This is a genomic window from Stenotrophomonas sp. (assembly GCF_050737075.1).
Classification (GTDB): domain Bacteria; phylum Pseudomonadota; class Gammaproteobacteria; order Xanthomonadales; family Xanthomonadaceae; genus Stenotrophomonas.
Map to the genome: position 1 here is coordinate 30277 of NZ_JBOHXV010000008.1, position 23947 is coordinate 54223.

At 65.6% G+C, this 23947-nt stretch carries 24 protein-coding genes and 1 pseudogene; 16 read left to right on the forward strand and 9 right to left on the reverse strand.

The annotated features are described in order from the left end of the window. Positions 1 to 35 precede the first annotated feature (35 nt). From cls to ACREPD_RS03165, 5 genes are all read left to right on the forward strand, one after another. Positions 36 to 1505 (forward strand): cardiolipin synthase, encoded by a 1470-nt coding sequence (cls, locus tag ACREPD_RS03145; RefSeq protein ID WP_431597934.1) that lies wholly within the window; start codon positions 36 to 38, stop codon positions 1503 to 1505. Between the two features lie 68 nt (positions 1506 to 1573). Further along, on the forward strand, positions 1574 to 1843 hold the full coding sequence (locus tag ACREPD_RS03150; RefSeq protein WP_431597935.1) for a hypothetical protein: 270 nt from the start codon (positions 1574 to 1576) through the stop codon (positions 1841 to 1843). Positions 1844 to 1847: 4 nt separating this feature from the next. Beyond that, positions 1848 to 2591 (forward strand): pyridoxine 5'-phosphate synthase, encoded by a 744-nt coding sequence (locus ACREPD_RS03155; protein WP_431597936.1) that lies wholly within the window; start codon positions 1848 to 1850, stop codon positions 2589 to 2591. 307 nt (positions 2592 to 2898) lie between these two features. Then, on the forward strand, positions 2899 to 3990 hold the full coding sequence (locus ACREPD_RS03160) for a PA0069 family radical SAM protein (protein WP_431597937.1): 1092 nt from the start codon (positions 2899 to 2901) through the stop codon (positions 3988 to 3990). A gap of 220 nt (positions 3991 to 4210) precedes the next feature. Continuing rightward, on the forward strand, positions 4211 to 4642 hold the full coding sequence (locus ACREPD_RS03165) for a hypothetical protein (RefSeq protein WP_431597938.1): 432 nt from the start codon (positions 4211 to 4213) through the stop codon (positions 4640 to 4642). A gap of 52 nt (positions 4643 to 4694) precedes the next feature. Here ACREPD_RS03165 and ACREPD_RS03170 read toward each other — a convergent pair whose 3' ends face one another. Beyond that, the gene (locus tag ACREPD_RS03170; RefSeq protein WP_431597939.1) at positions 4695 to 5294 is read right to left on the reverse strand and encodes a hypothetical protein; all 600 of its coding nucleotides are present in this window, start codon (positions 5292 to 5294) and stop codon (positions 4695 to 4697) included. Positions 5295 to 5597: 303 nt separating this feature from the next. Here ACREPD_RS03170 and ACREPD_RS03175 point away from each other — a divergent pair, with 303 nt between their 5' ends. Then, positions 5598 to 6668 (forward strand): hypothetical protein, encoded by a 1071-nt coding sequence (locus tag ACREPD_RS03175; protein WP_431597940.1) that lies wholly within the window; start codon positions 5598 to 5600, stop codon positions 6666 to 6668. Positions 6669 to 6915: 247 nt separating this feature from the next. Then, positions 6916 to 7407, forward strand: a complete 492-nt coding sequence (locus tag ACREPD_RS03180; RefSeq protein WP_431597941.1) for a hypothetical protein — start codon at positions 6916 to 6918, stop codon at positions 7405 to 7407. Positions 7408 to 7490: 83 nt separating this feature from the next. Here the strand turns inward: ACREPD_RS03180 and ACREPD_RS03185 are convergent, their stop codons facing one another. The 4 genes and pseudogenes from ACREPD_RS03185 to ACREPD_RS03200 form a co-directional block, all read right to left on the reverse strand. Then, a complete protein-coding gene (locus tag ACREPD_RS03185; protein ID WP_431597979.1) occupies positions 7491 to 8144 on the reverse strand; it encodes a carboxymuconolactone decarboxylase family protein in 654 nt (217 codons plus the stop codon). Between the two features lie 12 nt (positions 8145 to 8156). Then, positions 8157 to 8654 (reverse strand): annotated as a pseudogene (locus tag ACREPD_RS03190) ((R)-mandelonitrile lyase); the annotation flags it as partial. Next, positions 8651 to 9712: an alpha/beta hydrolase gene (locus ACREPD_RS03195; RefSeq protein WP_431597942.1), complete on the reverse strand. Its 1062-nt coding sequence runs from the start codon at positions 9710 to 9712 to the stop codon at positions 8651 to 8653. The pseudogene ACREPD_RS03190 and the gene ACREPD_RS03195, both read right to left, overlap by 4 nt. A 292-nt stretch (positions 9713 to 10004) precedes the next feature. Then, positions 10005 to 10229, reverse strand: a complete 225-nt coding sequence (locus ACREPD_RS03200; RefSeq protein WP_431597943.1) for a hypothetical protein — start codon at positions 10227 to 10229, stop codon at positions 10005 to 10007. Between the two features lie 814 nt (positions 10230 to 11043). Between ACREPD_RS03200 and ACREPD_RS03205 the strand changes: the two genes are divergently transcribed. The 6 genes from ACREPD_RS03205 (at position 11044) to ACREPD_RS03230 (ending at position 15841) form a co-directional block, all read left to right on the forward strand. Further along, complete coding sequence (locus ACREPD_RS03205; RefSeq protein ID WP_431597944.1) at positions 11044 to 11670, forward strand: response regulator transcription factor; 627 nt, start codon at positions 11044 to 11046, stop codon at positions 11668 to 11670. A 139-nt stretch (positions 11671 to 11809) separates the two neighbouring features. Next, entirely contained in the window at positions 11810 to 12118 is a 309-nt protein-coding gene (locus ACREPD_RS03210; RefSeq protein WP_431597945.1) for a hypothetical protein, read from the forward strand. Further along, entirely contained in the window at positions 12105 to 13601 is a 1497-nt protein-coding gene (gene hxsB / locus ACREPD_RS03215) for a His-Xaa-Ser system radical SAM maturase HxsB (protein ID WP_431597946.1), read from the forward strand. The genes ACREPD_RS03210 and hxsB overlap by 14 nt, the downstream gene beginning before the upstream one ends. Continuing rightward, positions 13588 to 14757 carry a His-Xaa-Ser system radical SAM maturase HxsC gene (gene hxsC, locus ACREPD_RS03220; protein ID WP_431597947.1) on the forward strand — a complete coding sequence of 390 codons (1170 nt, stop codon included), beginning with the start codon at positions 13588 to 13590 and terminating at the stop codon, positions 14755 to 14757. The genes hxsB and hxsC overlap by 14 nt, the downstream gene beginning before the upstream one ends. 2 nt (positions 14758 to 14759) lie before the next feature. Continuing rightward, on the forward strand, positions 14760 to 15314 hold the full coding sequence (gene hxsA / locus ACREPD_RS03225) for a His-Xaa-Ser repeat protein HxsA (RefSeq protein ID WP_431597948.1): 555 nt from the start codon (positions 14760 to 14762) through the stop codon (positions 15312 to 15314). A 158-nt stretch (positions 15315 to 15472) separates the two neighbouring features. Then, the gene (locus ACREPD_RS03230; RefSeq protein ID WP_431597949.1) at positions 15473 to 15841 is read left to right on the forward strand and encodes a DUF6404 family protein; all 369 of its coding nucleotides are present in this window, start codon (positions 15473 to 15475) and stop codon (positions 15839 to 15841) included. Positions 15842 to 16194: 353 nt separating this feature from the next. Here the strand turns inward: ACREPD_RS03230 and ACREPD_RS03235 are convergent, their stop codons facing one another. The 3 genes from ACREPD_RS03235 to ACREPD_RS03245 form a co-directional block, all read right to left on the reverse strand. After that, positions 16195 to 16905: a 2OG-Fe(II) oxygenase gene (locus ACREPD_RS03235; RefSeq protein WP_431597950.1), complete on the reverse strand. Its 711-nt coding sequence runs from the start codon at positions 16903 to 16905 to the stop codon at positions 16195 to 16197. Between the two features lie 185 nt (positions 16906 to 17090). Further along, positions 17091 to 18107 carry a class 1 fructose-bisphosphatase gene (locus ACREPD_RS03240; RefSeq protein WP_431597951.1) on the reverse strand — a complete coding sequence of 339 codons (1017 nt, stop codon included), beginning with the start codon at positions 18105 to 18107 and terminating at the stop codon, positions 17091 to 17093. 269 nt (positions 18108 to 18376) lie between these two features. After that, positions 18377 to 19579, reverse strand: a complete 1203-nt coding sequence (locus tag ACREPD_RS03245; protein WP_431597952.1) for an aromatic amino acid transaminase — start codon at positions 19577 to 19579, stop codon at positions 18377 to 18379. 201 nt (positions 19580 to 19780) lie between these two features. Between ACREPD_RS03245 and ACREPD_RS03250 the strand changes: the two genes are divergently transcribed. Further along, positions 19781 to 21865, forward strand: a complete 2085-nt coding sequence (locus tag ACREPD_RS03250; protein WP_431597953.1) for a TonB-dependent receptor family protein — start codon at positions 19781 to 19783, stop codon at positions 21863 to 21865. Between the two features lie 121 nt (positions 21866 to 21986). On the opposite strand, the gene ACREPD_RS03255 is transcribed toward ACREPD_RS03250, so the two are convergent. Further along, complete coding sequence (locus ACREPD_RS03255) at positions 21987 to 22334, reverse strand: hypothetical protein (RefSeq protein ID WP_431597954.1); 348 nt, start codon at positions 22332 to 22334, stop codon at positions 21987 to 21989. 159 nt (positions 22335 to 22493) lie between these two features. On the opposite strand from ACREPD_RS03255, the gene ACREPD_RS03260 reads away from it, so the two are divergent. Both ACREPD_RS03260 and ACREPD_RS03265 read left to right on the forward strand, forming a co-directional pair. Beyond that, positions 22494 to 22892 carry a hypothetical protein gene (locus ACREPD_RS03260; RefSeq protein ID WP_431597955.1) on the forward strand — a complete coding sequence of 133 codons (399 nt, stop codon included), beginning with the start codon at positions 22494 to 22496 and terminating at the stop codon, positions 22890 to 22892. Positions 22893 to 22994: 102 nt separating this feature from the next. Next, entirely contained in the window at positions 22995 to 23942 is a 948-nt protein-coding gene (locus ACREPD_RS03265) for a Ku protein (protein WP_431597956.1), read from the forward strand. Positions 23943 to 23947 lie beyond the last annotated feature (5 nt).

The window sequence follows — 23947 nt, forward strand, 5'->3', positions numbered from 1 at the left end:
CACAGCGGACGCGTCTGTCCGGCTATCATCCGCGCATGCTCGCCACCTACCCCGCGCTCGCCGACTGGCTCCACTGGCTGGATGCCGTTCCGCACCTGCGCCCGCTGCTCATCGCCGCCTACGTGCTGTACCTGCTGTGGCTGACCGGCTGGATCATGCTGCAGAAGCGCGAACCGGTGGCCACGCTCAGCTGGATCCTTTCGCTGGCCGCCCTGCCCTACCTCGGCCTCTTCATCTACTACCTGCTCGGCCCGCAGAAGGTGAAGCGGCAGCGGCTGCGCCGCGGTCGTGCCCGCTCCGGCATGGAGCACTACAGCAGCGTGTGCCCGCCCGATGCCGACTGCACCGAGCTGGCCAAGATCGCCCAGGCCACCACCGGCCTGGCACCCAGCTCGGCCACCGAGGTCGAATGGCTGGTGGATGGCGCGCAGACCTACGCGGCCCTGATCGCCGCCGTGGCCGAGGCCCGCGACCACCTGCATGTGGAGTACTACATCTTCAACCCCGACCATGCCGGCACCGCCCTGCGCGACGCCCTGGTCGAGCGTGCCCGCGCGGGCGTGCGCGTGCGCCTGCTGCTCGATGCGGTAGGCTCCTCGGCCATCCGCACGCGTTTCCTGCAGCCGTTGCTCGACGCCGGTGGCGAGGTCGCGTGGTTCCATCCGCGCCAGCTGCTCAAGCCGTTCAAGCGGCCGTGGTTGAACATGCGCACCCACCGCAAGCTGGTCGTGATCGACGGCCGGGTCGCCTTCACCGGCGGTATCAACATCACCGACGAGGAAGACGAAAGCCGCAATCCGGACGCCTACCGCGACCTGCACATGCGGCTCAAAGGCCACGTCGTGCGCAGCCTGCAGCTGGTGTTCGTCGAAGACTGGATCTACGCCACCGGCGAGCCGAAGGAACGCTTCGCCATCGCACAGCTGTGGCCGAACGATGTGCCGAGCCGCCAGGAGGGCCCGATCAATGCCCAGGTGCTCGTCTCCGGGCCGGATTCCTCCTGGGAAACCATCCACCGCCTGCAGGTGGCGGCCATCCACGAAGCGCGCGAGCGGGTCTGGCTGGTCACCCCGTACTTCGTGCCCGGCGAGGCCGCGCGCATGGCCCTGACCTCCGCCGCGCTGGGCGGGCTGGACGTACGCCTGCTGGTGCCCAAGCTGAGCGATTCCTGGTTCGTCACCCAGGCCGCGCGCTCGTACTTCGACGAGCTGCTGCAGGCAGGGGTCAAGATCTACGAATACGGACCGCGCATGCTGCACACCAAGGCGTTCATTGCCGACAACGACGTCTGCATCGCCGGCAGCGCCAACTTCGACCACCGCAGTTTCCGCCTCAACTTCGAGCTGTCGATGATGATCACCAGCCCCGACCGCGTGGCGGCGTTGGAAACGATCCTGGCCGCCGAGTTTGCCGCCGCCACCCCGGTGCGCAATGACCGCAAGCGGTCCCTGTGGCTGCACCGCGTACCCGAGGCCTTCGCCCGGCTGGCCTCGCCGCTTCTTTAACCCGGCCACGTGGAACCCGCGAGGGTGCCGGCGCTACACTGGGCCGGTCAAAACGGGGAGTAATGACAATGTATTGGCTGTTCCTGCTGCTGGCCATCGGCTGCTTCGCCTTCGCCATCAAAACACCGTCCACCGGCATCATGCTGCTCTCGCTGCTGGGCGCGTTGCTGTTCTTCCTCGCCTGGGTGCGGGGGCGTTATGTGGCCCAGTTCGGCGACGCACAGAGCGGCATGCACGACGACATCCACAGCGTCATCGACCCCACCGAACTGCGCCGGCTGCGCGAGCAGGCGCAGGCCCGCCGCGACGCCGAGCGCGACGAGACCGATATCCCGTAAGCCCATGACCCAGCTCAGCGTCAACGTGAACAAGATCGCCGTCCTGCGCAACTCGCGCGGCGGCAGCGACCCGGACGTCCTGCAGGCCGCGCGCGCCTGCCTGGACGCCGGTGCGCACGGCATCACCGTGCACCCGCGGCCTGACCGCCGGCATATCCACGCCGAGGACGTCATTGCGCTGTCGGCGCTGACCCGCGCACGCGGCGTCGAGTTCAATATCGAAGGCAACCCCTTCGCGCCCCCGCGTGAGGGCTACCCCGGCCTGCTGCCGCTGTGCGCGCAGACCCGCCCGGCCCAGGCCACCCTGGTGCCCGACAGCGACGGCCAGCTCACCTCCGACCACGGGTTCGACTTCGGCCGCGACGCCGAGCGCCTGCGCCCCTTGATCGCCGAACTGAAGTCGTACGGCTGCCGGGTCAGCCTGTTCGTGGATGCCGGCAACCCGGACCTGGAACAGGCAGCAGCCATCGGTGCCGACCGCATCGAGCTCTACACCGGTCCGTACGCGGAAGCGCATGCGGCTGGCGATGCCACCGTCATGCTCGCCCTGTTCGCCGACGCCGCCCGCCGTGCCCAGGCTGCGGGGCTGGGCGTCAACGCCGGCCACGACCTTTCCCAGGAAAACCTCCGCGATTTCCTGCAAACGGTGCCCAACGTCCTCGAAGTGTCGATTGGCCACGCTCTGATCAGCGAGGCCCTCTACGCGGGCCTGGACAGCACCGTAAAGGGCTACCTGGCGCTGCTGTAAGCAACGCCAGCCGGGGACCGCGATCCGGCAATGCCGGAACCCGCCGCCCCCGGAACGCTGCGCAATCCCGTAGCGCCGGGCTCTGCCCGGCCGCTCTTCGCGGCCAAACCGCCCCACCCGTCACCCCTGTGGATAACCCTGGGGAACAAACCCAAACCATTCAGCCGAAACCCAACGGCGCCACGGATTCCACTTCCCTACGCACCTGTGGTTAGTAATACTACTAACCCATGCACACCCCGACGCCCACGCCCCTCCCCGACCGAACGTCTCATTCCATGAGACGTCGCAGCGATAGCCTCTGAAGATGGGTATCGCGATCAAGGGCCGAGGCTCCACCACACACCTGGCGGGCCGCTTCGAGGTCACCGTCAGCGAAGCGGTGCACGACGGCTGGGACCCCGACGACAGCGAAGAATTCGCCGCCCCCGGCCTTCGCACCGAAGTGCGCGCCGAAACCGCACGCAGCATCATCAGCCGCAACAAGTCCCCGGACGTGGGCTTCAGCCAATCGGTCAATCCATACAGGGGCTGCGAGCACGGCTGCTCGTACTGTTTCGCCCGTCCTTCCCACGCCTACCTCAACCTCTCGCCGGGCCTGGACTTCGAAACCAAGCTGTTCGCCAAGACCAACGCCCCGCAGTTGCTGCGCAAGGAGTTCTCGCGGCCCGCGTACGTGCCGCAGCCAATCGCGCTGGGCATCAACACCGACGCCTACCAGCCGATCGAGCGCAAGCTCAAGATCACCCGTCAGCTGATCGAAGTAATGCTGGAAACCCAGCACCCGTTCTCGCTGATCACCAAGAACGCCCTCGTCGAGCGCGACATCGACCTGCTCGCACCGCTGGCCGAAAAAAACCTGGTCAGTGTGCACTTCTCGGTGACCTCGCTGGACCCGCACCTGTCGGCAAAACTGGAACCGCGGGCCTCCGCCCCGCATGCGCGCCTGCGCGCCATGCGCCGCCTGCATGAGGCCGGTATTCCCGTGGGCGTCATGGTCGCCCCGGTGATTCCCTGGATCAACGATGCCGAACTGGAAGCGGTGCTCGAAGCCGCCCACGACGCGGGTGCATCCACTGCCGGCTACGTGCTGCTGCGCCTGCCGTTGGAAGTGGCGCCGCTGTTCCGCGACTGGCTCGACACCCACCACCCCGACCGCGCTGCGCATGTGATGAGCACCATCAACCAGCTGCGCGGCGGCAAGGATTACAACAGCGAATTTGGCACCCGCATGCGCGGCGAAGGCGTGTATGCCGATCTGCTGTCCAACCGCTTCAAGCTGGCCCGCAAGCGCATCGGCTTCAACGCGCAGAACAGCCATTGGCCGAAACTGGACTGCACGAAGTTTCTGCGGCCGTTGCCGCCGCGAGCGGATTCGCCGCAGGGCCAGCTGTTCTGAGTGGCACACAACGCGCGTGACGCACGCGACGCACATGACCCGCACGACCCGCATGACCCGCATGACCCTCACGACCCTCACGACCCTCACGACCCTCACGATCCTCAAGACGCGCACGACGGGGTAGAGCGGACTGTTAGTCCGCTGCCTTCGCTGCGAGTCAGCGGACTAACAGTCCGCTCTACCTCAGCTGTAAGCTCAGGCATCCGGACACACCACAATGAAGCCCTGCCTCATGCATCGTGCCGCGCTCGTCCTCGCCATTGCCGCGCTCTCAGGCTGCGCTTCCAGCAGCGGTGCGCGCGACGGCAGCACGCCCTTCCTCACCCGTTTGCCGGCCCAGGAAGGGCTTGGAGAGATCTCCCTGACAGGGTTGCTGCAGGGCCGAATTGTCGATAGCGATGGATGCTTCGTGCTCCGGAGCAAGGGAGCCGATCGTGCGGTGGTTTTCGGACCCAGGTTCTCGCTCGACCGGGAGTTAGGGGAGATAAGGGATGACGCGACCGGTCAGACACTGAGGCTCGGCACGCGCTCCCGGTACGGTGGTGGCGAGACCTCACGCGCGGAGGCCGGCGCACAGGCGACCGCCATTCCTGCGCACTGCCCAGAAGAGAGGGTGCGTATCGATGCGCTGGTCCCGGATTCGCGGTGAGCGAGGCAGCGGACTAACAGTCCTCTCTACCCCGCCGGGACGGATCGGGTGCTTAGCGCTTGCTGATTGATATGTAGCGCACGTGCACCTGGTCCGGTGCCAGACCGAACACTACCGATGCGTTGCCTACCTGAAGCGACCAATGCGCAGTGGATTCAGGCGCATCAGGGCGAGGTGGATACAAAACCGCTGCGGGCCAGGGCGCATCTTCCATGGCCAGACCAGAAGGTGCGAGTTCGAGAACCAACGTTGCGTGGCTGGGATCGTCCTGCGCGCTCCGAAGCTCCATACCCTCCAGCGCAGCGCCCGCAATGTTCCCACCCTGCGCATGGCGCACGTTGAATTGCCCTTCTTGCCGCACTGGCCCGAGCTGAGATCCAAGCTGCCGGTCCAGTGCTTCAACATCATCGAACCGAGTATTGAGCAGTCGATCAACATCCTGCTTGAGGCGGTCCATCACGCTCTCACTTCTTGATTCAATGGCCAGGCTGGCTGCCGCCGAACCACCATTGCCGAGCTGCCAACCATTCGCGCAACCCGCAATCAACGCGAAGGCAGTGATCGACATCAAACGCGCGCGCAGATCCGACGTGCGCGCGGCGTCACCGCGATCGGGTGCAGAAATTTCATCTCCAACAGACCGCTTGGTCATGCCAGTGTCCCCATGCTTTCGTCGCGAATCTACCACGCCTGAAGAGACCGATCGGAGGCGGATAGCAATGCGAAGGCCGGCGAGACCACTGCGCAGAATGCACCCGGCGGGGTAGAGCGGACTGTTAGTCCGCTGCTCTTCGCAAGCAGCGGACTAACAGTCCGCTCTACCCCGTCGCGGCGTGTCCTTCAAACGATCAGCGCGCATACGCCAAGTGAAAACCCATGTCTCACCGATTTCACGGCCTCGCGCGCAGCCTCAGGGCCAGCTGCATTTGCAGCATTCAATTGGAACGCACTGCCCATGAGTAGCCGAATCGAGTATCCCCAGCCCGGGGCGTCCGGGCCCGACATCGCCGTCGTTACCCAGACATCCGTCATTGAACCTGCCCCGGAAAGCGCCGTGTCGTGGGGCGCAATTCTTGCTGGCGCGGTCGCTGCCGCTGCGCTTTCGCTCGTCCTGCTGATCCTCGGTATCGGCCTGGGCCTGTCTTCGGTGTCGCCGTGGTCGTTCGACGGTGTCTCCAAGGAAACCTTCGGTTGGGGCAGCATTGTGTGGCTGACCTTCACCGCATTGGCGGCCTCCGGCCTCGGCGGCTATCTTGCCGGGCGCCTGCGCACGAAGTGGACCCGCATCCACGGCGATGAAACCTACTTCCGCGATACCGCCCACGGCTTCGTTTCCTGGGCGGCGGCCACGCTGCTGACCGCTGGCCTGCTGACCTCGGCCATTGGCGGCATTCTCGGAACCGGCGTCAAGACGGTGGGCGCGGCCGCAGGCGGCGCTGCGACCACGGCCGGTGCGGCTGCTGCAGGTGCCGGCACCGCAGCCATGGGCTCGGAAGAAGGCGACCTGAATTACTGGGTGGATTCGTTCTTCCGCAGCACCTCGAACCCGGCCAATGCGCCGGCTCCAATGACGGCAGATCCTGCCGCGCCGATGAATCCCTCGGCAATGACCGCCGGCCCTACGCCCGGCACCGTTCCGCCGCCGCCGCGCCCGATTCCGCCGCAGGGCCCGAGGCCCGGCCAGGGTCCGGGTGGCGATCGTCGCGAGGTGCGTGCTGAAGTAAACCGCATCATCGTCACCAGCCTGCAGTCCGAAGGGCTGAATCCGGCGGACAAGGCGTATCTGGCGCAGGTGGTAGCTCGCGAAACCGGCATGAGCCAGGCCGAAGCAGAGGCGCGCGTCACCGACATCCAGACGCGCATGCGTGCTGCCCTGGAAGAAGCCAAGAACAAGGCCAAGCAGGTAGCAGACGACGCACGCAAGGCCACCGCCTATGCCGCGCTGTGGCTGTTCATCACGCTGCTGATCGGCGCCTTCTTTGCGAGCCTGAGTGCCACGTGGGGCGGCCGTCGCCGCGACCTGTAACTCCATCATCGAACAAGGAGACTGACCATGAAGACCTTGCTGCTTTGGGCACTTGGCGTACCGATCCCGCTGCTGATCCTGTACGCGATCTTCTTCTAAGCGTCACAGCCGTGTAGACCATCAGGCCGCCAATGGGCGGCCTGATGCATTTCAGCCCGTAGTTGCACAGTAGACTGGTGCTGCCTGAGTCACCGCCGCGGCGGTCTCTCGCAATTGAACCCCCACAGTGCAACCGGAATGCCTTTCAATGACCAAGATCCAGTGGATGCCGTCGCTACGCGGCGCACGAATCAAGACCCTCGCCCCGTTGCTGGTGAGCGTACTGGCCGCGCCAGCGGCACACGCACTCGACGCAGTGCAATGGCAGGCCGCCGCGCCTGCCATCCAGGCAGCACTGGAATGCCGGGCCAAGCCTGACGCCGCCGCTGCCGCGTGGAAGGCCCTGCCCCGCGATGAAACCGGCGCACTCAAGCCGATCAAGCCGCCCGTGCCGTTTACCGCGTTCGGCCTGCCGGTACGCGAGGTGTCCATCTTCATCGACCCGGACGGCGAGATGGGCGAAAGCTACACCGCCGATCTCAGCGTCACTGCTGCCGCCGTACGCAAGGCGGCCAAGCTCAACGCAGCCGGTGGACGTACGACAAAGATGGGCGAGCTCATGCTTGGCGAAGGTGGCACTGTGCAGCTGACCTGCACGGTCGCGGGCACGTACGATGAAAGCGACTATCAGGAAAACTGAGCGCGCCTTTCGTCAAAGCGCGCTCCTGTTCACACCAGAACAGCGCGCATCGGCTCTGAACGGCGTTGATGGGTTGCAGTTGATCAGCGCGAAGGAGCCGGTGCCTGCTCCAGTGCCTGCACCGCGCGTGCAGATGCGGCGACGTCGCCGCTGTGGGCAAGCAGCTCGGCCACGTGCTGCAACTGTGCGCGGCTCAGCCCCACACGCTGGCTGGCCGCCATATGTGAGCGCAACTGCGCCTCCACCCCGGGCATGGCCGCCAGTGCACCCACCGTGGCCAGCTCGCGGCTTTGCCAGTCCAGATTGTCACGCTCGAAGATATCGCCGAACAGGTGCGTCTGCAGGTATTGGTTGATCACCGGGGCGAACGCCATCACCGGTCCCGTCACCGGTGCACCGGAGATGCGGGTCTGGTTGGCCGTGCCCACCGCCCGCAGCGCGTCGCCCACCGGAATCTCGCCGCGCGGCGCCTGCCCTGGCGCGTCTACGATGCCCTGCGCTTTGCGTGCCTCCACCACTGCCATCAACTCACCCAATGCGTTGAGGCTTTTCGGGAAGCCGGCATAGGCGTACAGCTGCACCAGAATCTCCTTGGCTTCACTGAGCGTCAGCCCGGCATCCAGCCCGCGGTGCAGCGCCGCGTTGAGTTGCGGCATGTTGCTGCTGGCAACGGCTGCCGCAATCAGCGGTATCGCCTGTTGCCGGGCTGACAGTGCACCGGCTACCGGTGCACCAATGGCCGCAGTGGCCTCGCGGTATTGCTCATCGCTGACCTGCTCCAGCCAGGTCACCGTCGTCCCCTCCAGCGTCCCGGTCACCGCCAGATGCGTCATCGCGCTGTGGGGTGCCGCACCGTGCCAATGCTTCACGCCTGCGGGGCAGACCACCACGTCGCCAGGATGGATCTGCTGCACGGGTTTGCCCCATTCCTGCGTCAACCCGACACCGGCGGTCACCACCAGGCGTTGGCCTGCCGGATGGCTGTGCCATGCCGAATGCGCTCCCGGCTCGAAGCTGACATACGCGGCCGTGACCGGAACACGCGGGTCCGCCGGGAACAGCGGATCCACCCGCACCTTGCCGACGAAGTTGGCGGCCGCGCCCGTGAGCGACGACTGCGTGCCCGCCCGGGTGATTCTCTGCTCAACCGCTTCGGCAGCTTCGGCCGCACCGGCAAACGGGGCGGCAACGCTCAGTGCAAGGCCGAGCAACGCTTTGGAACCGGCGGGCGTGCGATCGCCGGTCATTGCGCCAGCGTCCGGCCGTAGAACGTGGTCAGCTTGCCCACCGCAGTGTCCACATAGCGCGGCACCCAATAGGTTTCGATATGGGTGGCGCCGTCCAGCAGTGCCAGCTCCTTGTCGGTGGTGCCGGTCGCCTTGGCGAAGGCGTCTTCGGTCATGTACAGGCTGTCGGCCTTGCTGCCGGCAATCATCAGCAGCGGCTGGCTGATCAGCGCGATCTGATCGGTGGCATCGAACCGCATCAGGTCCAGCAGGCTGCTGGTGGTGTAGCGGAAGGTGGAATTGGGATGCGCATGGGTCTTCCCGTAGTACGCAAACCCCTCCCGGTACAGGTCGTACGGCAGCTTGGCGATCTGCGCGTCGGTGAGCTTGGCATCGCCGGTGTACTGCACCTCGCCGCCGGCGGCTTCCTGCGCGCGCGCCTCCGACGCCTGCTGCAGGCGCTGCTGGAGGGTCTGCAGCTGCGAATCCACATAGCCGTTGCGGCGCACGCGGCCGGAGTTGAACATGCTGATCGTCGCCACCGCCTTGAAGCGCTTGTCGGTCTGCGCCGCCGCCAGCGAATAGCCGCCGCCGCCGCAGATGCCCAGCAGGCCCAGGCGCGCGCTGTCCACACCGGGATAGCGGGTGATGTAGTCGGCCATGCCGTGGATGTCTTCGATGCGCAGCGCGGGCTTGTCCACACTGCGTGGCTGGCCACCGCTGGCGCCCTGGTAGGCGGCGTCGGCGGCAATGGTGATGTAGCCCTGCTCGGCCAGGCGCTGCGCATACAGACCGGCCACCTGCTCCTTCACCCCGCCATTGGGATGGGCGACCACCACGGCCGGGTACTTCTTCGCCGGGTCATAGTGGGCGGGCGTGTACACGTTGGCCGCGATCTGGATGCCATCCAGCGGGTAGGTCACCGGATGGATGTTGACCTCGCCCGGTGCATTGCGGGTGATCGCGCCGTCGTAGGCCAGGGTGTAGGGGTTGAGCGCGTAGTCGGCGGCGGCGGCGCTGCCGACGCCGGCCAGGCCGATTGTCAGTGCCAACAGTGTGGCGTGCAGGGTGTGCTTCATGAAGGGGTCTCCCAGTCCGGAATTGCCACCCAGCCCAGCGCGCGTTGCGCACGGGCGTTCTCGGGTCAGGACTAGAAGCTAACTGCCATGGACTGATAGAAACAGTGCATCAGCTGGATATCAGTCATGCACTATTGATATGAGTCGGCGTCATTCATCGCGCAACACAGTGCGCGATCAAGGTCCACACAGTCAGCCCAACAAGGGCAAGCTGCGCAACTCGCCGACTTCGTGTCTGTTGGGTTCTCTTTGCAACTTCCCTGGCGCGGATCGCTGCGAGTGCGCACAACAGCTAGGCATCAATGTCTCGACGGCGCTTTGCCTTCGCTCGCCGCGATACCAGCCAACCAATGACGCCAGCCAAGGCGATATACCTTAGATAGGGTCCGTAGGTGTCAACAGCCCGCGCCACCGAAGCGCCAAGTGCGTACCCGGCTTCGTAGGGCTTGGAATTCGCTGCCGCGATCGACGGTGAACAGGCAATCACCAGGGTCGAGATTAAGGTCGAGGCTTTCATGGATATGGAAGCTCAATCTATGAATCTCTGTTGTCAACATACGATCACTGGATACTCGCTCCAGGAACCGCCATGAGTGGCGAAGGGTCCATCAAGACAATGTCGCAATTGGCCGCTACTTCGCCAATGCGCGCGAGACCCCGTGAGGCATCAATGGCAACCGAGGACCATCGTCACCAGGAAACGGCATATGAGAATAGGCTCATTGCTCCAGCGCCCGCAATTCGAGTAACTTCACTGGCAGAACCGCTTGATTCACTTGCTCCTGATCCTTGACAGACAGTAGAGTTTCGAATGGCATCCAATCGCACTAAAGATGCTGCAGAAGACCGGGCCCGTGGACCTCTTTTCCTACTCGGCGCAGAGCCACCATGACAGACGTGAAGACTACCTCCACAATGTACCTGCTGCTCACGCTGGGAAGCGCGGCCGTACTTGTCTCTCTCGGGCTTCGCGGTGATCCCATCTTTTTCGTGGGGGCGTTCCTCTGCGTTTCGGCAAGCGCATTGCGAGACAGCCGGCATCGGACTGCATTTCTGGCGTCATGCATCTTGCTCTCGGTACTCTTCACCGCATATCAGTTTGGAAAGCAGCTCGCGATCTCAGAAAAGTGTGGTCGCGAAGAAGTTACACGGATGAGCTGCCATGGTGCAGGAACGTAGCCGTTTGAAACCTATCCCCCCGTGTCTTCAGACATTCGCGCCGCCTTCACCTGCCCGGTAGCATTTTTTGGCCATGGAAGGATCTGTGCACCCGCCAGGGAGAGCGCGCAACCAGCCTGTAGCAGGACGTGAGGGTCGAATCGGGGGATTCCATGGCGCCTATTATTTCCGGCCTTCAGGTGCTGATGGTGGATGATCACGTCGTGGTGGCCCACGGCGTCCAGCGCCTGCTCAGAGGCAATGTACGCAGCGTCGATGTCGTGTTCTCGGGCGAAGACCTGCTGGCCGCGATGCTGCTCGCATCGCCCGACGTGGTCGTGCTGGACATCGGCTTGCCGGGCATTTCCGGCATACAGGCGTTGGAGGCGATGCGGCTCTTCGGCTTCCTTGTTCCGGTCGTCATGCTGACCATGTACGACGATCCTGCCCTCGCGCGCAAGGCAATCGCGGCGGGGGCGAAAGGGTACGTGCTGAAGCAGGCATCGGGTGACGAGCTGCTGACGGCAATCGAGCACGCCATGCGGGGTGAGATGTTCATCAGCCAGGGGGTGGCGGTGGCCATGAGCTATCGCCACAGCGCGGCACGCTTCATTCCCTCCGGCGCGCAGCTGTCCGTGTTGAAGCTGGCGGAGCGTGGACTTTCTGCCAAGCAGATTGCCGCCGAACTTGAGCTCTCGCGCCGAACCGTGGAATCACACAAGTACGCGTTGATGCAGCACTTGGGCGTGAACAACACCATCCAGCTCATCTCCCGCGCCAAGGCGGAAGGCTTCATCTAGTCGCCCGGAAGAGGGGGGACAGGATCAGCTGGAGGAAATAAGAAACGTCTTATTGACTGCGCCGCGCACCCGCTTGATGCTCGGTCCACAGAGTAGATCGCCGAAACTCTCGATCATCCAAAGGGAAAGGGGATGGGCAATGGAACGCTCGCACTACACGGTTGATCGGCGTCTATATTCAGATGAGGTGGTGGCTCGTGCGGCGCATCGCCACACGGGCGAAATGAATGTGACGCTGGAAATCCAGGACGGCAGTCTGGTCGTCATTTTCTCGGCCAAGGAGCGCGAAGCGCTCCCATCCGATATCACCGAACGATTCTCGCGCGATCTGCTGGATGAGCGCCTCAGGGCATCGGTCCGCGCGGAGACGGCGGGGTTGCAGGAAGAACTGATCCGGGCGGCGTTGCTCCAGGCCCGGCCTCCGGTAGGCGTTGATGTCCCGGTTTAGGCTCCCGCAGGCGTTTGTCGGCCCGCAGGCGTATCGAATCCTGCCATTTCGGTTCCGGCGGCTGCCGTGGGACATGGACCGGGCGTTCGTGTCCTCGATGGCGGGCGATTGGTTGGTGATGGGCATGGACGATGTCCAGCGTCTTGTTTCCCATGAACTGACCCCCGATTCGCCACTCTTTGCCGACCTGGAAGCCCGCCACTTGGTCATGGCCGGGATCGACCGCAGCAGCCTGTCTCCACTGCTCAGTCAAATACGTAGCCGGAAGTCGTACATCCTCGGTGGCCCGGCCCTCCACATCTTCGTGGTCTCGCTGCGCTGCCATCACACGTGCAGCTACTGTCAGGTTTCCCGCCAGGAGACCACCGCGACCCAGTTCGACATGACCGGACCACACGCCGAACAGGCCGTGGAGCGCCTGTTCGAGTGGCCAAGCCAAGAGCTCACCATCGAATTCCAGGGCGGTGAACCCCTGCTCAACGTTGATCAGGTGATGGCAATCACCCGGCGCATCGTGGAGCGCAACCAGTCGGCCCGGCGCTCCCTGCGGTTCGTCCTGGCGTCTACGTTGCACGACCTCACCGAAACCCAACTGGCCTTCCTTGCAGAGCACCGATTCAAGCTCTCCACGTCCCTGGACGGCCCGGAATGGCTTCACAACGCGAATCGACCACGCCCCGGCCGCGACAGCTACCGCCGAACCCTTGATGGCATCGAGTTGGGCCGAAAGTGGCTCGGCGCGGAGGGGGTGTCGGCGTTGACGACACTGACGCGGCGCAGCCTTGAGGTCCCGGAAGCCATCATCGACGAGTATCGGAAGCTGGGCTTCAACAGCATCTCGCTGCGGCCATTGAGCCCCTACGGCTTCGCCACCCGCACGGCCGCACGTACCGGTTACTCGACGGCGGATTACATTGGCTTCTACCGGCGGGCCTTCGCGCATCTGGTTACGCTCAATCGCTCGGGTTATGCGATGGAGGAAACCTACGCCTCCCTGCTGCTCTCCCAGCTCTTCACCTCCTTTGGTCACGGCTATGTCGACCTGCGTTCGCCGTCGGGCGCCGGGCTGGGTGCCGTGATCTACGATCACGACGGACGCGTGTATCCCTCCGACGAAGCCAGGATGCTCGCCGCCATGGGCGACAGCACGTTCTCACTGGGCGACGTGTCCCAGCCGGTGGCCCACTGGCTGGCATCTCCCGCGATGGCCCGCCTGCTGGACGCCGGCGTGGCAGAGGCATTGCCGACCTGCGCCGATTGCGCGTTCGTACCCCTGTGCGGGGCGGAGCCGATTGAACACTATGCCCGTCAGGGCGACGTCATCGGGCACAGGCCGAGCAGCGATTTCTGCAAGCGCAACATGGGTCTGTTCGACTTTCTCCTGGAGCGCTACGAGACTGCAGATCCGTGGACCCGGCGCCTGCTCCGATCCTGGGCGATCCCCAAGGCATCCACTGACGAGGTTGCCGATGTTGCCGCTTGAGACCAAGGCGGAACTGTCGCCGTCTGCCAAGGCGTCGCTCTTGAAGGTGGTGGACCTGGGCGATTTCGCTCAGTCTCGCCTGCCCTTCGAACGCCTTGCGCTGGACCTTCGGAACGTCACTCCCCGGCAGTTGAGTGAATCCCTGCTGCAGCTTCCCTGGGGAGCCGTGATGCCGCCGCCAGGCGCAGCGGTGGCAAGTACGCTCCCCGTTGTTCACTTGCGGGGAGCGCCGGGCATCTGCAAGCCGGGGGACGTTGTCGAGCTCAACCCAACGGGGCACAAGGTGGCGATCCGCTACCGGCGCGGCGATGCCGGCAACGTGCTGTTCGCCACAGAGCGGTGCAACAGCTACTGCCTGATGTGTTCGCAGCCGCCGCGGGAGGTTGAAGACAACTGGCGCATCCAGCACCTGCTCGAACTGATCGAGCTGATCGACCGGGAGGAGCCCTCGCTGGCGATCACCGGTGGCGAGCCCACCCTGTTGGGACAGGGTCTGGTCGACGTTGTCCGGAAGTGCGCGACAGCGCTACCGGATACGCATGTTCATATCCTCTCCAACGGGCGGCTACGCGATCCAGGCCTGCACGCCCAGTTTGCCGGCCTCCATCCGAACCTGAGCTGGGGTGTGCCCCTCTACGGGGACCACTACGCGCTTCATGACTATGTCGTGCAAAGCGAGGGTGCCTTCGCCCAGACCCTGCGTGGCTTGTATGCACTCGACGCCGCAGAGCAGCGCGTTGAGATTCGGGTGGTACTGGTTCGACCGACCCTTGAGCGACTGGTGCAGCTGGCCCGCTACATCTGGCGGAACCTGCCCTTCGTGGAGCACGTCGCCCTGATGGGGATTGAGCCCATTGGCTTCGCCAGGGCGCATCAGCGCGAACTCTGGGCCGACCCGGCCGACTACAGGGCAGTGCTGGCCGCAGCCGTGGAAACGCTTGCTGAAGGCGGGATTTCCGTCTCTCTCTACAACCTGCAGTTGTGCACGCTGGACCGCTCCCTGTGGCCTTATGCGGTTCAAAGCATTTCCCCCTGGAAGAACGACTACCTACCCGCCTGTGAAGCCTGTACCGTTCGGCGGCGTTGCGGCGGATTCTTCTCGTGGGTCACACCGGCGTGGACCAGCCGCGCTGTCTCTCCTGTTCTGGAACCCTAATCATGTCCAACGCACTCATGATCATCGGCGCCGCGACCCTGGGGGCCGTCGGCACGGAGCCACCCAAGGGGCAGTCCGATCTGTCCCGGCTTGCAGAACTGGATGGCAGGTACGCCACCGTCCTGAGCACGTCGCTCAATGCCGGACGCCACAACCTGTATGCCGGGCATCGAAGCCACAGCTCACACCGATCGCACAGCTCGCACAGCTCCCACTCGTCTGGATCGGGCAGCTCATATCGGTCCTATACGCCGCCGCCGGCCACCTACACGCCTCCACCGAGCAGTGACACCGCGCCTGCCACTACCCGGAGCAGCGGCCAGACGCTCCAGCCTGCAAAACCAATTTCCGAGGGCCGCGACGCCGACGCGCTGAAGCTCCTCATCATGCGCGTGCAAGCGGCGCTGCACTCCAAGGGCTACGACCCTGGCGCAATCGATGGCACCCTGACCCAGCAGACGCAGTCGGCGCTGCGCATGTTCCAGCTTGCCCACGGCATTCGCGCCACCGGCACGATGACCACGCCGACGCTGGATGCGCTGGGCATACGCCTCTGAGTGCCTGAAACCAACATCCTGATCAGATTTTTCTGATGCGCACCCATAAAAAGTACGGCTACGATCCGTGCAAGCTCCGTAGCGCTGTACGTGGACCTGAGCGCCAGGAATTCAGTAGTTGCCTGAGTAGATCGAACAATGTGTTGGAACGGGAAGCAATGACGAGTGTAGAAGGATCAGCGGAGCCATTCGGGGACAAGGTCCGCCGATTGCAGAATGACTTGGTGGCGCGTGGCGAGCACCTCAGCTTTGCAGCGCCTCCTGCATGTCGCCTGGCATGGCGATTGGGGTGGAACTGTACCCCGCCTCTCTTCCGAGGCTTCTGGGCCAACACCCTTACCTTGGGTGGCGTGTGGGGAATCCTGTGGTTGATCGGCTGGACCAGCCTGCCCTATATCCCAGGACACCTCGATGCAACGTCCTTCGTGTTTGCGGCGCTCGGCGCGGCCTGTTTCGGGTTCGTGATCGCGGGCATGGCACACCATCAGCGCAAGCGGTTGCGCCTGCCGGCCTGGCGGGACTACTGAGTTGAGCTGCGTGTGGTGCGCGACGGCAGCCCGCAGCCGGTGTCTCCCACGTTGAGGGGCCCTCGCCGGTGAGGACGAGGGCGTCGGGAGGTCAAAAACCGCAAAAGGCAGACGGCGGGCGTATTCCCACATGAGGGTGTTGTATTAGCCACCCTCCCGACATGGGGCATCCAGATATTTTGCCTTTTTGGAGTTTTTGAGCTCCGTGGACTACCATGCCAACCGATGCGGAGGAAGCGAAGTCGATTGTTTCTTTTGAACTTTCGGATCAAGTGGGCGTTGCCTACTGATTGACGCCATCAGCTCCGCATCATCCCGAATGGTGCTCAGTTACGTGAACTGGTTGGCACTCCTCACGCGCCGCCGTAGAGCTTCTCCGCGCTCTGGAACAGGATCCAGCTTGTCGCGATGAACTTGTCCCCGCCCTGCGGGCGGTTGCCCCGGTGGGTGTGGGTGAATGCGGTGGGCGCGATCAGCAGGCTGCCGGTGCGCGGGGCGATCCTGCGGTCCTGGAACAGGAACTCCGTTTCGCCCGCCTCGAATTCATCATTGAGATAGAGCGTCCACAGCAGGTGCCGGTGCAGGGTTTCCCCGGCCGCGTCGCGCGGGTACAGCTCGCAGTGCCAGTACGGGTAACCGCCCTCGCCTGCCGCGTACCACTGCAGGTTGATGGCGCCCGGGCGCAGGCAGGTACGGGCCAGTTCGGACAGCGCGTTGTCGTCCATGCCGGGGAAATCCTCGGCCCTCAGGCGGCGGGTGGTGCCATCGTTGTCTTGCACCTGCAACATGAGTGGGGAGATCAGCGCCTGTGGATAACGGCGTAGATAAGTCAAAACCGCGCTGAATACTGCCTGCTGCAGCTGTATTTCCACCTGGCGCCACTCGGCGCGGCCGCTGATGCGCAGATCCTTGCTGTGCTTGAGTTCCGGGAACACGCCGCTGCCTACTTCGCCGGGCTGCAACTGTGCGCTGGCGCGCATCTGGGCCCGAATGGCGGCGCAGGTTTCGGCGGGGATCGCGTTGTGGATTACTTCTATGAAGTCGAGCGGTGTTTCGGCCGTCATGGGGTCATCCGTGGGCATTTGACCCGATGGTGACCTGTGTTGGTGCAGGTGTCACCCCGTTGCCATGTGCGGGAACGGGGGATTTTTCAGAGGTGTGGCGTGCGTCGCGGTACGGCAGCGGACTAACAGTCCGCTCTACCCAGTCGGCGACCCCAGATGGTGGTGCGCCGGTCGCCGAGACCCGGTTACGCCTGCGCGGTGTCGTGCTCGCGGTGGTAGCGGGTGGCTTCGGCCACTTCGTTGCGCGAGCCCAGGAACACCGGCACGCGCTGGTGCAGCTGGTCGGGCTGGATATCCAGGATGCGCTCGCGGCCGGTGGTGGCGGCGCCGCCGGCCTGTTCCACCAGCAGCCCCATGGGGTTGGCTTCGTACATGAGGCGCAGCTTGCCGGCCTTGGTGGGGTCCTTCTTGTCCCACGGGTAGATGAAGATGCCGCCGCGGGTGAGGATGCGGTGCACGTCGGCCACCATGCTGGCAATCCAGCGCATGTTGAAGTTCTTGCCGCGCGCGCCTTCCTTGCCTTCCAGCAGGTCCTGCACATAGCCCTGCATCGGCGCTTCCCAGTGGCGCTGGTTGGACATGTTGATGGCGAATTCCTGGGTGTCCGCCGGAATCTGCATGTCCGGCGTGGTCAGCACGAACTCGCCCTTCTCGCGGTCCAGGGTGAAGGCATGGGTGCCGTGGCCCACGGTGAGCACCATCTGGGTGCTGGGCCCGTAGATGCAGTAGCCGGCGGCCACCTGGCTGGTGCCCGGCTGCAGGAAGCTGGCGTCGTTGGGCTGTTCGGTGCCCGGCGGGCAGCGAAGCACGGAGAAGATGGTGCCGACCGAGACGTTCACGTCGATATTGGAGCTGCCATCGAGGGGGTCGAACAGCAGCAGGAAGTCGCCGCGCGGGTAGGTGTCCGGCACGGGCTGGCAGTGGTCCATTTCCTCGGAGGCGCAGGCGGCGAGGTGGCCGCCCCAGGCGTTGGCCTCGAGCAGGATCTCGTTGCTGATCACGTCCAGCTTCTTCTGCGCTTCGCCCTGCACATTGCCGGTGCCGGCCTCGCCCAGTACGCCACCCAGCGCGCCCTTGCTCACCGCGATGGAGATGCTGGTGCAGGCACGGGCGACAACGGCGATGAGCTGGCGCAGGTCGGCGTTGATGCGGCCGGCGTGCTGCTCTTCGATGAGGTACCGGGTAAGCGACGTACGGGACATGGAATGGCTGCCACAGACATTTGGGGGCCGTATTGTGGCCCGTTGGTGGCGGCATTACGAGGTTGGGGGAACACGTAAGCGGTTACACGCAACGCCGGCAGGTACCGACCGTTGGTCGGTACGCGTTCGGGGCAAGGCGAAGAGCGCGGCGCGTTACGCCGTCACACGACCAACGGTCGTGTGCTATCGGGGCAAGCCCCGGCGGACCAGCTGCCCGCCGGGTAGGTATCGACCGTTGGTCGATACCCTCCTCAAATAAACCTGCGGTTTCAGCCCTTGGCGATCGTCGCCACGGCCTTGGCCACGTACTCCAGGTTGCCCTGGTTCAGCGCGGCCACGCAGATGCGGCCAGTGCCGACGGCGTAGATGCCGTACTCGTCACGCAGGCGGTCCACCTGCGGGCGGGTCAGGCCCGAGTACGAGAACATGCCGGCCTGGTCGTTGATGAAGGCGTACTCCGGCGCACCGGCGGCCACCAGCTTGTCCACCAGCCCGTGGCGCAGGGCGTGGATGCGCTCGCGCATCTCGGTGAGCTCCGCTTCCCACAGCTGGCGCAGCTCGGGGCTGGTCAGCACGCCGGCCACCAGGGCGGCGCCGTGGGTGGACGGGCTGGAGTAGATGGTGCGGATGATGCGCTTGACCTGCGACTGCACGGCCTTGGCGGCGTTCGCATCCGGGGCCACCACCGAAAGGGCGCCCACGCGCTCGCCATACAGCGAGAACGACTTGGAGTACGAGTTGGCGACCACGAAGCTGTCGATACCGGCCTCGGCGATGATGCGCACGGCGGCGCCATCTTCATCGATGCCCTTGTCGAAGCCCTGGTAGGCCATGTCGATGAACGGGAACAGCTCACGTTCCTTCAGCAGCTCGGCCACCTGCTTCCACTGCGCCACGGTGAGGTCGGCGCCGGTGGGATTGTGGCAGCAGGCGTGCAGCAGCACCACGGTGCCCGGCTGCAGCTTGTTCAGATCGGCCAGCATCGCGGCGAAATCCACGCCGTGGGTGGTCGGGTCGAAGTAGCTGTACTCCACCACGTCAAAGCCGGCCGCGCCGAACACCGCGCGGTGGTTTTCCCAGCTGGGGTTGCTGATGGCGATGGTGGCGTGCGGCAGCAGGCGGTGCAGCAGATCCGCGCCTACGCGCAGCGCGCCACTGCCGCCCACGGTCTGCGAGGTGGCCACGCGGCCGGCCGCCAGCAGCGGCGAGTCTTTGCCGAAGACCAGTTCGCGGGTGGCCTGGTTGTAGGCAGGCAGCCCGTCGATCGGCAGGTAGCCGCGCGGTTTGGCCTCATTGGCCAGCTGCTGTTCGATCTGCTTGACGGCGCGGAGCAGCGGAATGCGGCCGCTCTCGTCGTAGTAGATGCCCACGCCCAGGTTGACCTTGGTCGGACGGCTGTCGGCGTTGTACGCCTCGGTCAGGCCCAGGATCGGGTCGCCTGGGACCAGTTCCACATTTGCAAAGAAGGACACGGCGGTACTCATTCGGATGACGGAAGGGGGGAGGTGTGCGCGAAACGAGTTAATCGTAACAAAGCCGTGGCGCGGGCGCGGCAGACGCCGTCACGTCTGGATCCGTACCATTGCGTGCGGACCCCCGAATTCAGGAGAACCCCTCTGCGCCCGTTCCGTCCCACCCCGCTGGCGTGCTGCTGCGCGCTGATATCGGCCGCCATGCTGCCGAACCTGGCACAGGCCCAGAACGCTGCCCCGCCGTCGCCGCCGATTGAACGGCTGCCCACGGTTCAGGTCCAGGCGGCACGCGGACAGCAGGTCGCCGACGTGGACCTGCCCGCCTCCATCAGCACGGTCTGGCTGGGTGATGACGCCAACGGCAACCTGGCCCAGCTCAGCGAGGCGTTGAACGGCATTCCCGGCGTGGTGGCCCGCGACCGGCAAAACCTGGCGCAGGACACCCAGCTCTCCATTCGCGGCTTCGGCGCGCGCTCCACCTTCGGGGTGCGCGGGGTGCGGGTGCTGGTGGACGGCGTGCCGGCCACCATGCCCGACGGCCAGGGCCAGCTCTCGCACGCCAACCTGCTCTCCGCAGAGCGGGTGGAGGTGCTGCGGGGACCGTTCTCGGCCCTTTACGGCAACTCCTCCGGCGGCGTGGTGCAGGTGTGGAGCGCCGACGGCGCGGCCGGCGACCCCTGGCGGCTGCGCGTGGCCACCGGCAGCGACGCCACCCTCAGTGCGGGCGCGCAGCTGCGCGGCGAGCAGGGACCGGTGCGCTACAACGTGGCCGCCAACCACTTCCGCACCGACGGCTGGCGCGACCACAGCGCCGCGCGGCGCGAATCGCTGAATGCACGGCTGGGTACGGATGTCGCAGATGGCCAGCTGGAGCTGGTGCTCAATTACTTCGATTCCCCCGACGCGCAGGACCCGCTGGGCCTGACCCGCGAGCAGGTGCGCCAGGACCCGCGCCAGGCCACTGCGGTTGCCACCCAGTACAACACCCGCAAATCGGCCCGGCAGGGCCAGGCCGGGCTGGTATTCACCCGTACCGAGGGCGCGCAGACCTGGCGCACCATGGGCTACGCCGGCCAGCGCAGCGTGGAGCAGTACCTGGCCATCCCGCCGGGCCCGCAGGCCAACCCGCTGCATGCCGGCGGGGTGATCGACCTGGACGGCGGCTACGGCGGGCTGGACGCGCGCTGGGCGTGGCAGGGGCAGGTGGCGGGGCGGCCGCTGGAGTTCGTGATCGGCGCCAATGCCGACCAGCAGCTGCAGAATCGGCGCGGTTACGAGAACTTCGTGGGTGACCAGCTGGGCGTGCGGGGCGCACTGCGCCGCGACCAGCGCGACCGGGTGCGCAACGTGGACCAGTTCGCGCAGGCGTTCTGGCAGTGGGCGCCGCGCTGGTCGCTGCTGCTGGGCGCGCGCCACAGCACCGTACGCTTCCGCTCCGAGGACCGCTACGTGACCGCGCGCAATCCCGACGACAGCGGCGCGCGCAACTACGACGCCACCACCCCGGTGGCCGGTGTGGTGTTCCACCCGAGCGACGCGTGGCGGGTGTACGCCTCGGCAGGGCGCGGGTTTGAGACGCCTACGTTCAACGAGCTGGGCTACCGGGCCGACGGGCAGGCGGGGCTGGCGCTGGATCTGTCGGCCGCGCGCAGCCGCAACCTGGAACTGGGTGGCAAATGGCGGGGTAGCGGCGGGGCGGCGTTCGATGCCGCGCTGTTCCGCGCCGACACCGACGACGAGCTGGCCGTGGCCAGCAACACGTTCGGGCGCAGCACCTACCGCAACATCGGCAAGACCCGCCGCCAGGGCGCCGAGGCCAGCCTGCAGCTGCCGCTGGGCGCCCAGGTGCAGGCCACGCTGGCCTATACCTACGTGGAAGCCACCGTGCGCGAGCCCTACCTGGTGTGCGCCGCCAGCAACTGCGCTACGCCGAATACGCCGGTGGCGGCGGGCTCACGCCTGCCCGGGGTGCCCGAGCAGCAGTGGTTCGGCCGCGTGGACTACCGCCCGGGTGAGTGGGAATGGGCGGGTGAAGTGGTGGCCTCCAGCGACACGGTGGTGAACGACCTGGCCACCGACAGTGCACCGGGTTACGCGCTGCTGAACCTGGAGGCGGCGCACCGCTGGACGACCGCGCAGGGCGCGTTGCGGGTATTCGCGCGCATCGACAATGCGCTGGACCAGCGCTACATCGGTTCGGTGATCGTCAACGATGGCAACCAGCGCTTCTTCGAGCCCGGGCCGGACCGGCGTTACAGCGTCGGCGCGCAATGGACGTGGCGCTGACGGCCCGCGAACAGCCACGCATGGCGTGGCTCTACCCGCAAACCTTGAACGGTCACGTAGAGCCACGCCCTGCGTGGCTGAACAACCGGACCCGCGCGACCGCCTCACGCGCCACGCCCATTCAGCGCGGTGGCTTGGCCGGCACGAACGGCGAGGTCGGGTCACTGGCCGGGAAGGTTTCGTCCAGCGCCTCGTCCTGGTTGTCGCTGGCGTGCGCCTTGCGCTCGCTACGCTGGTGCTCGCTTTCCTTGGTCGCCGGTGCGGGCGCGCCGGTGGGGTCCTTGCGGTCGCGGTAACCGTGCGACGAGCTGGCGGCGATGGGCAGATGATCGGCCGCGCCGCTGCTGCTGGCCTTCTCCTCCGGCGCAGGCATCCCGGCGCCGCGGTCTTCAGCGTCCTGCAGGTCATGTTTGGCACGCTGCTCGCCGGGGACCGGGGCAGTGGCTTCGCGCAGGGGATCGCGTTGCATGGGGTGTCTCCAGGGAGCGGTGGTGGAAGCGTACCCACCTACGGTGGATGCCTGCCGTGAAGCCCGCCGCGAAGAAACGTGGAAACCCTCAACAGATCTGTCACGTCTGGCTAACGGTGGCGGGGCTATTCCTGCCTGCCCCACCGCAGGAGACGTGCCATGCCCCGCCTGGACCGCCGCGCCGCGCCCGCGCTCTTCAACGCCTACCTGCAACCGCAACGGAGCACACGCCGGGGACGCGACACGCATGCCGAAGACCCGCAGGCCGTGGCGCAGGACTACCTGCAGTACATGCGCAATGACTACGAGCGCCGCCGTGCACAAGGCCGGCGCAGCTGGAAGGACCTCTACCCCGCCTACGCGTTCGCGCTGACCACGCACTACGCGGACTGGCCGCGTGGCAACGACGACGATACCGACGGTGAACTGGCCGAGCACTGGGAACAGATGCGCGGGCAGTCGCGGCTGGGCTGGCTGCAGGCCCGGACCATCGTGGAAGACGCCTGGCTGGCGCTGGACCACATGCCCGCCGCCGCGGTGCACGGCCTGCTGCAGTAAGCCGGCGGCCGTGCAGCCGGCCTGCACGCCGCGGACACAGGCGTTTCACGCCCTGCGCGGTACAGCTGGCCTCCCTCGTTTCCGCAGTGGAGTGGCACCGCCATGGCCCGACCGATCTGGACCGGAACCCTGTCGTTCGGGCTGCTGAATGTGCCGGTGTCGCTGATGTCGGGCGAACGCAAGGTCGACCTGCAGTTCCGCATGCTGGATTCACGCGACCGCAAGCCGATCCGATTCGAGCGGGTCAACGCCGATACCGGTGAGGAAGTACCGTGGAAGGACATCGTGAAGGCCTACGAGTACGACAAGGGCAGCTATGTCGTGCTGGAAGAAAGCGATATCAAATCCGCCGCGCCGGAAAGCCACGAAACCGTTGAAGTGGAAAGCTTCGTCGATGCCGGCCAGATCGACCCGCGCTACTACGAGAAGCCCTACCTCCTGGTGCCCGCCAAGAAGGCCGAGAAGGGCTATGTGCTGTTGCGCGAAACCCTGCGCAGCACCGGCAAGGTTGGCATCGCGCGCGTGGTGGTGCGCACCCGTGAGTACCTGTGCGCGGTGATGCCGCACGACGACGCGCTGGTGCTGATGATCCTGCGCTACCCGCAGGAGCTGGTGGACCCGGAAGACTACAAATTGCCCAGCGGCTCGCTGTCCGAGTACCGGATCAGCAGCAAGGAAACGGCCATGGCCGAGCAGCTCATCAAATCCATGGCCGGCGAGTGGAAGCCCGACGACTACCACGACGAATTCCGCGAACGCCTGCAGACCCTGCTCACCAAGCGCATCAAATCCAAGGGCGGCACCACCAAGGTGGAAGACGAACCGGCCACCCCGCATGACGCCACCACCAACGTGGTGGACTTCATGTCGCTGCTGCAGAAGAGCCTGGACGCGAAGAAGCGCACCCCGGCCAAGAAGAGCGCGGCCGTGTCCAAGGTGGTGAAGAAGGCGCCGGCGAAGAAGGCGGCCAAGACCGCCAAGCCAACGACGAAGGCGAGCAAGGCCACCAAGAAGGCCACCAAGCGCAGCACCACGCGCAAGGCCGGGTAAGCGGA

What these genes read in the sequence shown, in the direction of transcription:
- ACREPD_RS03160 (WP_431597937.1), top strand. Translation starts at nt 2,899, where the DNA reads ATGGGTATCGCGATCAAGGGCCGAGGCTCCACCACACACCTGGCGGGC.
- ACREPD_RS03205 (WP_431597944.1), top strand. Translation starts at nt 11,044, where the DNA reads ATGGCGCCTATTATTTCCGGCCTTCAGGTGCTGATGGTGGATGATCAC.
- ACREPD_RS03265 (WP_431597956.1), top strand. Translation starts at nt 22,995, where the DNA reads ATGGCCCGACCGATCTGGACCGGAACCCTGTCGTTCGGGCTGCTGAAT.
- ACREPD_RS03200 (WP_431597943.1), bottom strand. Translation starts at nt 10,229, where the DNA reads ATGAAAGCCTCGACCTTAATCTCGACCCTGGTGATTGCCTGTTCACCG.
- ACREPD_RS03170 (WP_431597939.1), bottom strand. Translation starts at nt 5,294, where the DNA reads ATGACCAAGCGGTCTGTTGGAGATGAAATTTCTGCACCCGATCGCGGT.
- ACREPD_RS03180 (WP_431597941.1), top strand. Translation starts at nt 6,916, where the DNA reads ATGACCAAGATCCAGTGGATGCCGTCGCTACGCGGCGCACGAATCAAG.
- ACREPD_RS03165 (WP_431597938.1), top strand. Translation starts at nt 4,211, where the DNA reads ATGAAGCCCTGCCTCATGCATCGTGCCGCGCTCGTCCTCGCCATTGCC.
- ACREPD_RS03230 (WP_431597949.1), top strand. Translation starts at nt 15,473, where the DNA reads ATGACGAGTGTAGAAGGATCAGCGGAGCCATTCGGGGACAAGGTCCGC.
- ACREPD_RS03235 (WP_431597950.1), bottom strand. Translation starts at nt 16,905, where the DNA reads ATGACGGCCGAAACACCGCTCGACTTCATAGAAGTAATCCACAACGCG.
- ACREPD_RS03175 (WP_431597940.1), top strand. Translation starts at nt 5,598, where the DNA reads ATGAGTAGCCGAATCGAGTATCCCCAGCCCGGGGCGTCCGGGCCCGAC.
- cls (WP_431597934.1), top strand. Translation starts at nt 36, where the DNA reads ATGCTCGCCACCTACCCCGCGCTCGCCGACTGGCTCCACTGGCTGGAT.
- hxsC (WP_431597947.1), top strand. Translation starts at nt 13,588, where the DNA reads ATGTTGCCGCTTGAGACCAAGGCGGAACTGTCGCCGTCTGCCAAGGCG.
- ACREPD_RS03255 (WP_431597954.1), bottom strand. Translation starts at nt 22,334, where the DNA reads ATGCAACGCGATCCCCTGCGCGAAGCCACTGCCCCGGTCCCCGGCGAG.
- ACREPD_RS03155 (WP_431597936.1), top strand. Translation starts at nt 1,848, where the DNA reads ATGACCCAGCTCAGCGTCAACGTGAACAAGATCGCCGTCCTGCGCAAC.
- ACREPD_RS03250 (WP_431597953.1), top strand. Translation starts at nt 19,781, where the DNA reads ATGCTGCCGAACCTGGCACAGGCCCAGAACGCTGCCCCGCCGTCGCCG.
- ACREPD_RS03150 (WP_431597935.1), top strand. Translation starts at nt 1,574, where the DNA reads ATGTATTGGCTGTTCCTGCTGCTGGCCATCGGCTGCTTCGCCTTCGCC.
- ACREPD_RS03240 (WP_431597951.1), bottom strand. Translation starts at nt 18,107, where the DNA reads ATGTCCCGTACGTCGCTTACCCGGTACCTCATCGAAGAGCAGCACGCC.
- ACREPD_RS03210 (WP_431597945.1), top strand. Translation starts at nt 11,810, where the DNA reads ATGGAACGCTCGCACTACACGGTTGATCGGCGTCTATATTCAGATGAG.
- ACREPD_RS03195 (WP_431597942.1), bottom strand. Translation starts at nt 9,712, where the DNA reads ATGAAGCACACCCTGCACGCCACACTGTTGGCACTGACAATCGGCCTG.
- hxsB (WP_431597946.1), top strand. Translation starts at nt 12,105, where the DNA reads ATGTCCCGGTTTAGGCTCCCGCAGGCGTTTGTCGGCCCGCAGGCGTAT.
- ACREPD_RS03260 (WP_431597955.1), top strand. Translation starts at nt 22,494, where the DNA reads ATGCCCCGCCTGGACCGCCGCGCCGCGCCCGCGCTCTTCAACGCCTAC.
- hxsA (WP_431597948.1), top strand. Translation starts at nt 14,760, where the DNA reads ATGTCCAACGCACTCATGATCATCGGCGCCGCGACCCTGGGGGCCGTC.